The 13492-nt window shown below is 33.3% G+C and carries 12 protein-coding genes; 5 read left to right on the forward strand and 7 right to left on the reverse strand.

The window, feature by feature from the left end; all coding sequences use genetic code 11:
• Positions 1-57 precede the first annotated feature (57 nt).
• The 4 genes from J2W48_RS08190 to J2W48_RS08205 all read left to right on the forward strand — a co-directional run bounded on the left by J2W48_RS08190 (position 58) and on the right by J2W48_RS08205 (position 4818).
• Positions 58-387 (forward strand): DMT family transporter, encoded by a 330-nt coding sequence (locus J2W48_RS08190; protein WP_310280220.1) that lies wholly within the window; start codon positions 58-60, stop codon positions 385-387.
• A gap of 233 nt (positions 388-620) precedes the next feature.
• A complete protein-coding gene (locus J2W48_RS08195) occupies positions 621-1382 on the forward strand; it encodes a sensor histidine kinase (protein ID WP_310280222.1) in 762 nt (253 codons plus the stop codon).
• Entirely contained in the window at positions 1345-2064 is a 720-nt protein-coding gene (locus tag J2W48_RS08200; protein WP_310280224.1) for a LytR/AlgR family response regulator transcription factor, read from the forward strand. Before J2W48_RS08195 ends, J2W48_RS08200 begins: the two co-directional genes overlap by 38 nt.
• Before the next feature lie 483 nt (positions 2065-2547).
• Positions 2548-4818 carry a cation:proton antiporter gene (locus tag J2W48_RS08205; protein ID WP_310280226.1) on the forward strand — a complete coding sequence of 757 codons (2271 nt, stop codon included), beginning with the start codon at positions 2548-2550 and terminating at the stop codon, positions 4816-4818.
• Positions 4819-5054: 236 nt separating this feature from the next.
• Here J2W48_RS08205 and J2W48_RS08210 read toward each other — a convergent pair whose 3' ends face one another.
• The 3 genes from J2W48_RS08210 to pyrH form a co-directional block, all read right to left on the reverse strand.
• The gene (locus J2W48_RS08210) at positions 5055-7550 is read right to left on the reverse strand and encodes a DUF5686 family protein (protein WP_310280227.1); all 2496 of its coding nucleotides are present in this window, start codon (positions 7548-7550) and stop codon (positions 5055-5057) included.
• A 119-nt stretch (positions 7551-7669) separates the two neighbouring features.
• Positions 7670-8233: a ribosome recycling factor gene (gene frr, locus J2W48_RS08215; protein WP_310280229.1), complete on the reverse strand. Its 564-nt coding sequence runs from the start codon at positions 8231-8233 to the stop codon at positions 7670-7672.
• Between the two features lie 74 nt (positions 8234-8307).
• On the reverse strand, positions 8308-9015 hold the full coding sequence (gene pyrH, locus J2W48_RS08220) for a UMP kinase (RefSeq protein ID WP_310280380.1): 708 nt from the start codon (positions 9013-9015) through the stop codon (positions 8308-8310).
• 186 nt (positions 9016-9201) lie between these two features.
• Here pyrH and J2W48_RS08225 point away from each other — a divergent pair, with 186 nt between their 5' ends.
• On the forward strand, positions 9202-9819 hold the full coding sequence (locus tag J2W48_RS08225) for a thioredoxin family protein (RefSeq protein ID WP_310280231.1): 618 nt from the start codon (positions 9202-9204) through the stop codon (positions 9817-9819).
• A gap of 708 nt (positions 9820-10527) precedes the next feature.
• On the opposite strand, the gene truB is transcribed toward J2W48_RS08225, so the two are convergent.
• The 4 genes from truB to J2W48_RS08245 form a co-directional block, all read right to left on the reverse strand.
• Positions 10528-11220: a tRNA pseudouridine(55) synthase TruB gene (truB, locus tag J2W48_RS08230; RefSeq protein WP_310280233.1), complete on the reverse strand. Its 693-nt coding sequence runs from the start codon at positions 11218-11220 to the stop codon at positions 10528-10530.
• Positions 11221-11223: 3 nt separating this feature from the next.
• Entirely contained in the window at positions 11224-12033 is an 810-nt protein-coding gene (locus tag J2W48_RS08235) for an undecaprenyl-diphosphate phosphatase (protein ID WP_310280235.1), read from the reverse strand.
• 81 nt (positions 12034-12114) lie between these two features.
• Positions 12115-12375: a DUF3098 domain-containing protein gene (locus J2W48_RS08240; RefSeq protein WP_310280236.1), complete on the reverse strand. Its 261-nt coding sequence runs from the start codon at positions 12373-12375 to the stop codon at positions 12115-12117.
• 100 nt (positions 12376-12475) lie between these two features.
• On the reverse strand, positions 12476-13351 hold the full coding sequence (locus J2W48_RS08245) for a cell division protein FtsX (RefSeq protein WP_310280238.1): 876 nt from the start codon (positions 13349-13351) through the stop codon (positions 12476-12478).
• Positions 13352-13492 lie beyond the last annotated feature (141 nt).

Below are 13492 nucleotides of genomic sequence, written 5' to 3' on the forward strand. Positions count from 1 at the left end.
CTGTAATTTGTACGTCACGTTTTCTCATCTTTGTAGTTAAAATTAAAAGCATCAAAAATGAATTGGATTTTATTAATCATAGCCGGGCTTTTTGAAGTTGGTTTTGCCTCTTGTTTAGGCAAAGCAAAAGAAACATCAGGAATGGTTTCAACGTATTGGATGGCTGGTTTTTTTGTCTGCCTTTCAATCAGTATGATTTTGCTTTATAAAGCTACACAAGTTTTGCCAATAGGAACTGCTTATGCTGTCTGGACAGGAATTGGAGCCGTTGGAACTGTTTTGGTTGGAGTTTTTGTATTTAAAGAACCAGCCACTTTTTGGAGGATATTTTTCCTTTCAACATTGATTGCTTCGATTATTGGTTTGAAATTTGTTTCGGGTCATTAAGAAAATGATGGAACGCGATGATGCTGATAAAGAGGATCTACGCTGATTTCTAATTTAAAAATTTGTGAAAGTCTTTTTAATTTGTGGTTTTAAAAAAGATGCGGATAATAATGATAAAACGTATTACCACTGATTATTAATTCTAAATCTATAAAATCATTTTAATCTGTTGAAAAAGAAACTTTTATTATTTAAGAATAGAAATAAGAAATTAAAATAAACAATAGAACAAAATGCAGGAAAACAATACCATCACCTTTATTTTTCTGGCAATTATATTATTGCTTGTCGTTATCATTGGTTTTATGGTGTATCAATTAATGCAGTCCAGAAAGGCAAAAGAAAATGCGGAGGAAAGTTTTTATGCGCTCGAAAGAAAAGTGAATGACCTGCAGTTGGAAACATTAGAATCTAAACTGAATCCACATTTGTTTAAGAATATCCTGAATTCGATTCAGTCACATGCCTACCAAACCTATTTTGCTTTAGATAAACTGGCCAATGTTCTGGATTATATTCTGTACGAAAGCAAGAAAAAATTTGTCACTGCCAAAGAAGAAATTGATTTTGCACTGAATCTAATCGAAATCAATAAAATCAAAATCAGTCCGCTTTTTGAGTTGAAGATAAAAACCAACATCAACAAAGAGGATAAATTATACGAACAGCCTTTATTGGCACCGTTAATTTCGATTGATTTAATCGAAAATGCTTTTAAACATGCGGATCTGCAAAGTGCTGATGCTTTTATTTCGGTTGTTTTTGAGTTTAAGGACAATGCTTTTTTTATGACGGTTTCGAATAAAATCTCCGATAAAAAAGTATTGAAGAAAGAACGAAGCGGTTTAGGAAATACGACTTTGGAACACCGCTTAAGGATTATTTACAAAAACAACTTCAAACTCGAAAGGTTTGTAGAAAACGATATTTATATTGCTCATCTAAAAATAGATTTACTTGAATACAAAACTGAAATGCTTACTGCTGGACGATGAGTTGCCCGGATTAACGTACCTGAAAATGCTTTGCGAACAAATTCCCGAAGTAGAAATCGTAAAAACGTTTAATAATCCTGAAAAACTATTGGCCGAAATTCCGGATCTCGACTTTGATTTATTAATCTCAGACATTGAAATGCCCGGAATTGACGGTTTGCATCTGGCAGAAATGATTCAGAATAAATTAGTGATTTTCTGTACTGCTTACAAAGATTATGCTGCCGAGGCTTTTAATATCGATGCCGTAGATTATATTACAAAACCTGTAAAATTAGAGCGTTTGCAAAAAGCGATTTCAAAAGCTTATGAACGTTTTAATAAACCCGAAACGACTAAAAAATTCATTCAGTTAAATACAGACAAAGGAAAAACGTTATTGTATTTTAATCAAATTCAATATATTAAAACGGCCATAAGTGACAGCCGTGATAAAATAGTTCTTTTGACAGATGGAAGTTTTCTGAATTTGAAGAATGTTAAATTCGATACACTTTTAAAACAATTGCCTGAAACTGATTTTTGCCGTGTGAACAAAAAAGAAATAGTAGCTGTAAAAGCAATAAAGTTTTTTAATCACAATGAAATTGTTTTGCATCATTTAGAAAAAAATGACAAAAACAGCGCATTAGTCCTGAGCGAAACCTATCGTTCGGATTTTTTAGCAAAGGTGAAATTGTAATTTGTGATTTTTTGCCACGGCCCAGGTGAAGGGAATTGAGGAACTAATTTCACAAATACAACATGAATTTAATGTCATAAATGCTTAACAAAGACTTATATGTCTTATCATCAGCCTCTTATAATGAACATTGATTTATATGTTTGGACAAATTAAAATTCATCCCTGCAATATTTTTTGAGCCGATGACTCTCTGGTTTGAGTTCCACAGGAACGATTTATTTTGTAGCGACGGAATTTATTCCGTTGGAATAAAACAAGAACCGAAAAAAGAAGTTCCATAAGGAACGCTTCATGTAAAAATAGTTCATCTTCGGTTGGGTTGTTGCAAAAAAATATTAATAAGAATCAGAAATCATTGCGTTACGCTAACTTATTACAAAGTTTTTCGGACTTGTTACATACATTAAAAATTAAGCATGAATTTACTTTTTCACTTAATTTTCAGTTATGATATTTGCACCAATAATTAAAAAAAGAGTTATGAATAAGATAAAAAACTCCTTGTTTTACGTTACTATCATTGGAGGATTTACAGCTTTAATATATTGGGTAATTTCTAAAGGTGCTGCGTTGGAAGTGGGACGCGGAATTGTGAAGAAAAAAATTGAAAGCAATCATTGGAACGATTTCCTTCAGTCGATGGTTGAAAACTTGCAACATCCTTTAGCGATTTTGTTAGCACAGATTGTGACTATTATTTTAGTGGCACGTTTGTTCGGCTGGATTTTTAGAAAAATTGGTCAGCCTTCTGTAATTGGCGAAATGATTGCCGGAATTGTTTTAGGGCCATCCTTGGTGGGAATGTATTTTCCAGCGTTTTCAGCCGCTTTATTTCCAACAGAGTCTCTTGGTAACCTACAATTTTTAAGTCAGATTGGGCTAATACTTTTCATGTTCGTTATCGGGATGGAATTAGATTTGAAAGTGCTAAAAAATAAAGCACATGAATCGGTTGTTATTAGCCATGCCAGTATTGTAATTCCGTTTGCATTAGGATTAACGTTAGCCTATTTTATATACGGAACTTTTGCACCTGATGGGGTAGAGTTTGCCTCTTTTGGGTTGTTCATGGGTATTGCCATGAGTATAACTGCTTTTCCGGTCTTGGCAAGAATTGTTCAGGAAAGGGGAATCCAAAAAACAAAATTAGGAACCATTGCCATCACTTGTGCTGCTGCAGATGATATCACGGCCTGGTGTATTCTGGCAGTGGTGATTGCAATTGTAAAAGCAGGTTCATTAACGAGTTCTTTGTATGTAATTGGTTTAGCTATTTTGTATGTGATTGTGATGCTGAAAATAGTGCGTCCGTTTCTGAAACGTGTTGGAGATTTAAATTCAACCCGGGAAAGTTTAAACAAACCGGTTGTGGCTATTTTCTTTTTAACACTTTTGTTTTCTGCATATACAGCAGAGTTAATCGGAATTCATGCTTTGTTTGGAGCATTTCTGGCCGGAGCAATTATGCCGGAAAACAATAAATTCAGAAATATTTTTATTGAAAAAGTTGAAGATGTTGCGATAATCCTATTGTTACCCTTATTCTTTGTATTTACAGGTTTACGTACGCAAATTGGTTCGTTGAACGACCCTTATTTGTGGAAAGTTACCGCTGTTATTGTTGCCGTTGCTGTGGTTGGGAAATTCTTCGGAAGTGCCTTGGCTGCAAAATTCGTTGGTCAGAACTGGAAAGATAGTCTGGCTATCGGGGCTTTAATGAATACACGTGGTTTAATGGAACTGGTGGTTTTAAATATTGGATATGATTTGGGAGTGCTTTCAACAGAAATTTTTACGATGATGGTTATTATGGCTCTGGTAACTACTTTTATGACGGGACCGGCACTGGATTTTATCGGATATATTTTTAAGGATAAAATGACCGCCATTCCTCAGGAAATTGGTAATAAAAGTAAATATAAGATTCTGCTTTCGTTTGCAACTCCGGAAAAGGGAAAACAATTATTGAAGCTTGCCAATAGTCTGGTAAAAAAACAGCCGGATAATTCAATTGTAACGGCGATGCATTTGTCATTAAGTACGGAAATACATTCATTTGATGTAAAAGACTATGAACGTAAAATGCTGGTTCCGGTTATTGAAGAATCTGAACGCCTCAACCAGAATATGATTAGTGTTTTTAAAGTGACTAATGATATTGATACAGATATTATCGATACGGCTAATCAGGGAGAATATGATTTATTATTGGTAGGACTAGGGCAGTCTATTTTTGACGGAACCCTGCTTGGAAAAATACTTGGATTCACAACCAGAATCGTGAATCCGGATCGTTTGATTGACAAGTTTACCGGAAAAGAAGGTTTATTTGAAAATTCTCCTTTTGATGAAAGAACACGCCACATTATTGCTAAAACCAAAATGCCGGTAGGTATTTTTATTGATAAGGATCTGGAAGAAGTCAATCAGGTTTTTATACCGGTTTTTAACAAGGAAGATGCTTTTTTAATCGATTATGCTAAAAAACTAATCAATAACAATGGTTCTCAAATTACGGTTCTGGATGCAGGAGGAGAAGTAAAAAATACCCGTGATATCCAGGAAACGATTCGGTCGATAGAGCAAATTGCACCCAATCATATTATGATTATGCATGACAGAACCATCAAAAAAGAATTTTTAGAGAGTCAGAACTTAATGATTATTAGCTTAGACAGTTGGAAAAAGCTAATTGAGTCTCAGAGTATATGGCTGAATAATACACCTTCGGTTTTGATTTTGAAACCATAAGAATGAAAGTAATTCTAATATTAAAAATCCAAATTTCAAATCTATAAAAGATTGATATTTGGATTTTTTTAGTTTTGTTGTGTCAGAAATGACAATATTATAAAATTATCTGTTCATAAAAAATTTCTTTTGATACCAAAAGCCTTAGCCGTGATGGAAGCGGCATCCTTTTGTGCCGGGGTTTGGCATAAAAGATATAGCGTACAGCAGGAACAGCTTTTTAAACTATTATTAATTTACAAACCTAAATCAAGAACATAAGAAATCTTAACAGCAATATTGTCTTCAACTCTCATTAATTGATTAGGGCCATAGCGATAAAATCCGCCTAAACCAAATCCTTTATAAATCTTGTTAAGTTCTATTCCTGATTCAAAAAAGCCATTATCTAACGTTTTGTATGTCGGTCCCACATGCTGTTGAGGATTTTTCATATTCCCCCATGCCATTCTGGTAACCAGGACTAATGAAGGACGCACTTTTTTCAAAATAGTAATTCTGTCAAAACCATGTTTTATCTGAAACATTGCATATTGGCTGGAGAAAAACTCATTAAAATACATGGTTTCAAAACTGTTTCTTCCTGAAAAAGTGATACGTTGTGTTATGGTTTCTTTGTTCAGGTTGTTTGGTCCGGTATTGTATAAATGCGTAATTGGAAGGTCTCCCATCGCCAGTCCGCCCTGAAAAAGCAAATTCGTTTTTTGACGATTCAGATATTTTTGTTCATATTCGGCTTTAAAATCTATTTTGGCAAATGAAAAATCGTTTTCCAAAACGTTGGGTAATGATTGCGTGTATTGAAAAGTAAATCGTGGAAAGCGTTTGTCTGATTCGTTTCTTCCCGTTGGTGTTTGCATGAAATCGCTAAATGGGGCCCAAACAAGTGAAACCATTGCCGTAGTCATAACATAATTGGAATATAACTTTTCGTTTAAATTAAAAATATAATCAAATTTTGGTTCAACATATGTTCGTGATAATTCAAAAATGCCTTCGGTTTTTGGTATAATCCTCGATTGAATATTGGCTTTCCAGCTCACATAATTATAAAAGGTACTAATGTTGATTGGTCGCGGGTCATAAATTTTAAAAACACGTTTATCGACTGCAAAAAAAGTACTTGCAATTTCCCGGACATCGTCAGTATAATAGCCATTTAACCAGGTGTTGGTCGCTTTTTCAAGTTGAACTCCTGCGCCTATATTGTATTTAAAATTTCCATCTTTCGTGCCATAGGCAGAGTAACCTTCAATTCTGAATTTTTTAGAAAAACGGTCATTTGTAATTCCGCCAAGACCTAATCTAAAACCTTCATAATTATTATAGCTGATTAATTTCTTCAAATCAAAGTCAACAGGGCCAACGGGAAAATAGCCGTTAATTATTTTTCGGCCTGAACCCAATCGTTTTTCAATTCTTTTGTCAATAGAAATGCTGTCGAGCAACAGGTATGTTTTCTGGCTTTTTAAATCTAAACTGTCTTTACGGTACCTGTTCCAGAAGCTTTCCGGTTTTTTGTTCGCATCTTCTTGAATTTCAATATAAAGGGATGGGTTTTTTATTAAGGAAGCCGTGTTGTAATGAATGTCAAAATTATTACTTTCCGAAAGCAAATAAGTGAAATCGGAGGCGCTTTTTTTTCTGGACTCGAAATTTTCTTCAACGTCCCCGTCAAACTGAATAGTTCCGCCTAATATTTTAATATCATCATCATTTTTACCTTTTACGATTTTAAAAGTCGTTTGGGCTGGAAACCAGATTTTTTCTTCCGCAACATATTCAAATTCATGGATACCGCTAATATCCAAAACGTTTTTTATCCGCATTACGGCTTTCGCAATCGCATAATTTTCCTGGTCTATATATAAAACGCCTTCTAAACCGGATGATTTTCTTTTCTTTTTATTTTTGAAATAAATCATGTACGCATCACGGCCTTTAATCGTAACGGTATCCAGTAATTTATAGTTGTAATCTTTTAGGGCATCATTAGAAACTGGATTGTTATACTTGGTTTCGAAAAGTTCATATTTCGAATCATAAATAGAAATCGATTGTAAGTTGAAGGCAATAATCTCATAAACTGGATTTTTAAAACCTGCCATTTTGGTACCTAAAATGGTTTCCTTGAGTTTATTACTTCCAAATTGATATTGGGATATTTTTTCGGTTTGAAATAAGTGCTGTTTGCTGATTATTTCTTTGAATTTATAATCAGATGAATCAATATTTATTCTTTTTTTCTTTAAATCTTTATAAGTGGCCGAGGAGTCAATTCTGCCATCAATTGAGTCAGGATTGGCAGTTACAATAAGTTTGTTGTAGGTTTTGTATTCAAAACTCTTTAATTTTTTTTGTGGATTATTAATGCTCTTGTTTAAAATGACTTTTTTTACAATTGCTAAAGCCGGATTTTCATTTGAAACAAAAACTTCTTTTAAAGCATCGGTTTTCTGACTAAGCGAAACGGGATAAAATTTTTTAGTATCCGATATTGTAATAGTCCTGGATTCAAAACCAATGTAAGAAACAGTAAAACTGGTAATTTTTAATTTTGAAGAAAGTATAAATTTTCCATCAACATCCGTAATGGTATTGGTGTTGTCCGGAGTTGTAATTGTAGCAAACGGCAGTGGTTTTTTATTATGATCGTTTACAATTCCGTTTATTTGAAATTGCGCCTGCAGGGTAAGCGTAAAAAACAAAGTCAATAAACAAAATAGCTTCATACTGAGTAATATAGTTTCTAAAACGAAAAGAATATGATTTTGGTATGGCAAAAATAGCAATAAAAAAATCCGTCCAGTATAATTTAACTAAACGGATTTTTTATTTTTTGTTGAATAATTTATACCTTCATGATTTCAGCTTCTTTTGCAGCTAACAATTCATCTATTTTCTTGATATAAGCATTCGTCAAAGTCTGAACTTCTTCTTCTGCAGATTTGCAAATGTCTTCAGAAGTTCCTTCTTTTTCTAATTTTTTAATATCCGTATTGGCATCTTTACGAACATTACGAACACCAATCTTGGCATCCTCAGCTTCAGATTTGGCCTGTTTGGCTAAATCCCTGCGGCGCTCTTCTGTTAAAGGCGGAACGCTGATGATAATTACATCACCATTATTCATAGGATTGAAGCCGATATTGGCAATCATAATTGCTTTTTCGATAGCCTGGAGCATGTTTTTTTCGAACGGTTGCAATGTAATAGTTCTTGCATCCGGAACACTAATTTTTGATACCTGAGAAAGCGGTGTTGCAGATCCGTAATAATCTACAAAAACACTTCCTAACATAGCCGGTGATGCTTTCCCGGCACGAATATTTAGAAATTCTTTTTCTAAATGCGCAATCGAACCATTCATTGATTCTTCTGTACTTTCTAATATAAAATCTATTTCTTCACTCATTTTTTTAAGTTTTCAGTTTGCAATCTCAGTTTTCAGTTTATTCAGCCAATACGACTGTGAACTGTTACTGAGGACTATATATTAACTACAGTTCCTATGTTTTGGCCTTCACAGATTTTTAATAAATTTCCAATTTTGTTCATGTCAAAAACAACGATTGGTAATTTGTTTTCCTGGCTTAAAGTAAAAGCAGTTGTATCCATTACGTTTAATCCTTTTTTCAGGACATCATCAAACGAAATATAATCAAATTTTACAGCTGATACATTTTTTTCAGGATCACAATCGTAAACACCATCCACACGGGTTCCTTTTAAGATAACATCAGCATTGATTTCGATTCCTCTTAAAACAGCTGCAGTATCAGTTGTAAAATAAGGGTTCCCGGTTCCGGCCCCAAAAATTACGATTCTTCCTTTTTCAAGATGGCGGTCTGCTCTTCTTTTGATATAGGGTTCTGCGATAGATTCCATTTTTAAGGCAGTCTGCAGGCGGGTTTTCATCCCTTTGTCTTCAAGGGCGCCCTGTAACGCCATTCCGTTTATTACAGTTGCCAGCATTCCCATATAATCACCTTGTACCCTGTCCATTCCTGCACTGGCTCCGGCAACTCCCCTAAAAATATTTCCTCCTCCAATAACAATAGCAATTTCTACTCCTTTACTGTGAATTTGCTTAATTTCTTCGGCATATTCGGCTAATCTTTTAGGGTCAATTCCGTATTGTAAGTCTCCCATCAAGGCTTCGCCACTTAGTTTTAGAAGAATTCTTTTATATTTCATGTTTGTTGCGTTTGTTTGTGCAAATATAGACATATTCTGATTTTTTAAAATAGTGTTTTAAAAAAATTAATTGCTCATTTATCTTTAAATCTATAAAGTTTTTTTAGGATTTTTTTGAATCTGATAAATATCATTCCCTTCTCTTTTTAAAATCCGTAGATTTATAGAATTCAAAACGAAACACCTATGAAAAGTATTGTAGCCAAAGGATTATTCAATAGTCATTCTTATTCTGAATATCGAAAATTAGTTACCGATTTGTTGTCAGAAGGAAAATCAACAGGCAATGAACAATCTGAAAGTCTGACAAACTACTCCAAACTAAATGAAGCCAGAATGAATCGGTTAGAAAAAACAATTTCTATTTCGGAAGATGTTATTTCAAAACTGCAAAATTTAGACAATCATTACATCTGGCTGGTCATCTCTGAAGGCTGGTGTGGTGATGCTGCACAAATACTCCCTGTAATCAATAAAATGGCTGTTGAATCAAATAGAAAAATAGATCTTCGGATTGTTTTGAGAGATGAAAACGAAGAATTAATGAACCAATACCTGACCAATGACGGAAAAGCAATTCCAAAAGTCATTGTGATTTGCAAAGAAGCCGGAATCGTTCGTGCTGACTGGGGACCAAGACCAAAAGGGGCTTCCGAATTGATGACCAGTTATAAAAATGAATTTGGTGTTATTGATGAAAAAATCAAAACTGATTTACAGTTGTGGTATTTACATGATAAAGGAATTTCGATTCAGGAAGAATTAGTTCAGATTATGGAAAATATTAAATACAACCGATTATAATTTTTGTCTTGTAATGGATAGTTAGAGTTTTTTAAATTGTTAATGTATTGATAATAAATGCGTTGATGTTAAAAATGTGGTAAAATGTTTGTTTTGTTTTAAATTATTTTTTTACCTTGCATCAATAATCCCATTTCTATTATCAATTTTGGTTTACTCTTTTATTGGTGTTTATTTAATGTATAACGATTAAAAAATGCACTATTATGAAAAAGTTATTCGAAAGATTCTACGATTTTATTTCTGGATTTTTGTTTGGAGGAAAAAATATTCCTCACTATTAACTCAAAAACAAGTATGAGATAGTAATACTTTATTTAAGGGCCTGTTTAAAATTTAAATATTTAGATTTTTATGAGATTATTTTTCGATAGATGAGGCAAATTTTGAAAGAATAATAGACTTATTTTTGAGTAAATTCAACGAAATATAGCGGAAAATAATCCGTAAAAGTAATTAGATAAAATTTAAACAGGCTCTAAGAAAAGAGTAGAAGTTACTACTTCTTTCTTTTTGCTCTCCATTCTTCAAAATGTCTTTTAGATTCTTCTAAAGTATAAAAAGTTCCTTCTTCAGCTTCTTTAATCATCGAAGCGAATTTTTTTTGAGATATAGGTTTTCCCGGTGTCGCAAGATTATCGGAGTTTTTTTGTCTTCATAATAGTAAAGTTAATTAAAGGTATTGAAAACGAGTTTGTTTTGAAGAAATTATTGCAATGATTCCTCAAACAAAGTAACATCAATTGCATCCTTTACATCGTAATCACCAATTTTGGTCCGGCGTAAAACGGTTAAATGTGAACCTGAATTCATAGCCTTTCCAAAATCAAAAGCCAATGAACGAATATAGGTTCCTTTACTGCAAACAACCCTAAAGTCAATTTCCGGTAATGCAATTCGGGTAATTTCAAATTCATGAATGGTAGTTTTTCTGCTGGCAATTTCTATTGTTTCCCCAGCCCGGGCGTGTTCGTATAATCGAACACCATCTTTTTTAATAGCAGAGAAAATAGGTGGTTTTTGATCGATTTCGCCTAAAAATTGTTTTACGGTTTCGTGAATCAAAACTTCGTCAATGTGGGAAGTTGGGAAAGTCTGATCAATTTCAGTTTCTAAATCATACGATGGAGTAGTGGCCCCAATATAAAAAGTTCCGGTATATTCTTTTGCCTGACCTTGCAATTCGGTTATTCTTTTGGTGAATTTTCCTGTGCAAATTAATAGCAAACCACTTGCTAAAGGATCTAAAGTTCCGGCATGGCCAATTTTGAACTTTTTTGGAAGTCCAACCTTATTAATCAAAAGATATTTTAATTTATTGACAGCCTGAAAGGAGCTCCATTTTAAAGGTTTGTCAATCAATAAAATCTGTCCGTTTAGGTAATCTTCAGGCGTTTTCAAATTTTATTTGTTTAGGAAAAAATAAGTCAACAAAAGGATTCCGGCAATAATTCTATAATAACCCCAAGGTTTAAAACCGTATTTTTTGATGATTTCGATAAAGGATTTAATCGCAATAACGGCAACTATAAAAGCAATGATATTTCCAATAAAAAACATTTTCAGGTTCTCAGGTGATTGCGTCAATAATTCATATCCTTTAAGTTGGGAAACTTCATACGTTTTTAAAAACAAAGAGTAAGTAGTTACTGCCAGCATGGTTGGCACGGCAAGAAAAAACGAAAATTCAGCAGAAGTTTGTCGGTCTAATCCTTGCTGCATTCCGCCAATTATAGAAGCAGCAGATCGGCTTGTTCCCGGCATCATAGCCAGACACTGCCAAAAACCAATAGTAACGGCTTTTTTGATAGTGATATCTTCCTCGTTAGTAATAGTCGGTTTTTTGAATTGATTGTCTATAAAAAGCAAAACGATTCCGCCCAGAATTAAAACAATGGCAATCGGAATAGGATTTCCTAAAATAGCATCAATTTTATCATCAAATAATTTTCCTAAAATTAAGGCAGGAATAACGGCACAGGCTAATTTGACATAGAAATTAATTTTACTAAAGTCAAAAAACTTTTTCCAATATAAAACCACAACGGCCAGAATAGCGCCAAATTGGATGGAAACCTGAAATAATTTCACAAAATCATCTTCCTGAATTCCAAAATAAGAACTTGTAAATATCATGTGTGCAGTAGAAGAAACAGGTAAATATTCTGTTAATCCTTCAACAATTGCAATAAGAATTGCTTGTAAATAATTCATTTAAATTAGATTTTAAATCGTTAGATTATTTAGACTTCAAGATTTATCTAAATAATCTAAGATATATGCAGTCTGAGAAGTTTATTTGGATTTTTTGAAAATAGAATAAATTGTAATTCCAAAACCTATCAAAACGGTAGTTGGAGCCAAACGGATACGTCTAAAGTTAAAAATCTCTTCGTTAAAAACATTCGGATCATCACTTCCTCCGCCAGACATCAGGATAAAACCTAATGCAATAACACCAATCCCAACCAGGAGAATTTTATAGTTGACAGTGTCAAAAAGAAATTCCTGTTTTTGTGGTTGTGATTGTGGTTCTTCTTTAAAATTGTTTTTCATTTTATTTCTTTTGTCATCCCGGCCAAAGCCAAAGGATGTTTGTTTTTTATCACCCTGAGCGAGTCGAAGTTTTTTTAATACTGAAAACTGAGACTGAATACTAATATAAGTCGTCAGTTCTTAAATTCAGGAAACGTTGTGTTGCAAAATGCGTGCTTAACCAGGTAATTAAAACACCTAGTCCGAAAACAGTTAATAAAACCAATCCTATTAGAATTTTGTCTTCTAAAATTCCTAATCCCGGGAAATTGTTTTCTACGTAAAGTAAAAGAGCAATCAAAGCAATGATAGCTAATCCTGCACCCAACATTCCTAATTTTACGCTGCGCATCACAAAAGGTTTACGAATAAAGGCTTTAGTAGCACCTACCATTTGCATGGTTTTAATGATAAATCTGTTTGAATGTATCGACAAACGCAATGAACTGTTGATAAGAAGAACGGCAATGATAGCCAGAAATGCACTGATAATCAAAATCCACATACTTACTTTTTTGATATTATCGTTTACCAGGTTGACTAATTGTTTATCATAAACAATATCTTCAATCATTATATTTTTGCGCAAATTGCTTTCGATTTTAACGATACTGTCCCTTTCAACATAATCTGCTTTTAGGTGAATGTCGTAGGAGTTCAATAATGGGTTTTCTCCTAAAAAAGTCAGGAAATCTTCCCCAATAATATCAGTATGTTCTTTAGCGGCTTTATCTTTGGTAACATACGCATACGATTTTGCAAAACGAGCTTTTTTTAATTCGGAATCAAATGCTTTGGTAACGCTATCAGTTGCTTCGTTTTTAAAGAAAACCGTCATGGCGATTTTTTCTTTAAAATCATTGGCCAGTTTTTTAGAATTGATAATGAATAATCCCAGTACCCCCAAAAGGAATAATACCAGAAAAACACTTAATACAACTGAAAAATAAGAGGAAATTAATCTGCGCTTTTGAAATTTATCGAAGTTAGAACTCATAGTTTACTTTAATTTGTGGTAAAAATAATAAACAATTTCTTTATTTAAAGTTAATAACGGCCAAACTTTCAACTTTCGTACAATAAATGTAAATTTGCCAACTTAAATAGTATAATTAATAGTGAAAAGCCTTTGAACCTT

The sequence above is a fragment of the Flavobacterium piscis genome (assembly GCF_031457575.1).
Classification (GTDB): Bacteria; Bacteroidota; Bacteroidia; order Flavobacteriales; family Flavobacteriaceae; genus Flavobacterium; species Flavobacterium piscis_A.

Coding starts and splice junctions, on each gene's coding strand:
- pyrH (WP_310280380.1), bottom strand. CDS start 9,015: ATGAAATATAAAAGAATTCTTCTAAAACTAAGTGGCGAAGCCTTGATG.
- frr (WP_310280229.1), bottom strand. CDS start 8,233: ATGAGTGAAGAAATAGATTTTATATTAGAAAGTACAGAAGAATCAATG.
- J2W48_RS08205 (WP_310280226.1), top strand. CDS start 2,548: ATGAATAAGATAAAAAACTCCTTGTTTTACGTTACTATCATTGGAGGA.
- J2W48_RS08190 (WP_310280220.1), top strand. CDS start 58: ATGAATTGGATTTTATTAATCATAGCCGGGCTTTTTGAAGTTGGTTTT.
- J2W48_RS08195 (WP_310280222.1), top strand. CDS start 621: ATGCAGGAAAACAATACCATCACCTTTATTTTTCTGGCAATTATATTA.
- J2W48_RS08210 (WP_310280227.1), bottom strand. CDS start 7,550: ATGAAGCTATTTTGTTTATTGACTTTGTTTTTTACGCTTACCCTGCAG.
- J2W48_RS08240 (WP_310280236.1), bottom strand. CDS start 12,375: ATGAAAAACAATTTTAAAGAAGAACCACAATCACAACCACAAAAACAG.
- J2W48_RS08235 (WP_310280235.1), bottom strand. CDS start 12,033: ATGAATTATTTACAAGCAATTCTTATTGCAATTGTTGAAGGATTAACA.
- J2W48_RS08245 (WP_310280238.1), bottom strand. CDS start 13,351: ATGAGTTCTAACTTCGATAAATTTCAAAAGCGCAGATTAATTTCCTCT.
- J2W48_RS08225 (WP_310280231.1), top strand. CDS start 9,202: ATGAAAAGTATTGTAGCCAAAGGATTATTCAATAGTCATTCTTATTCT.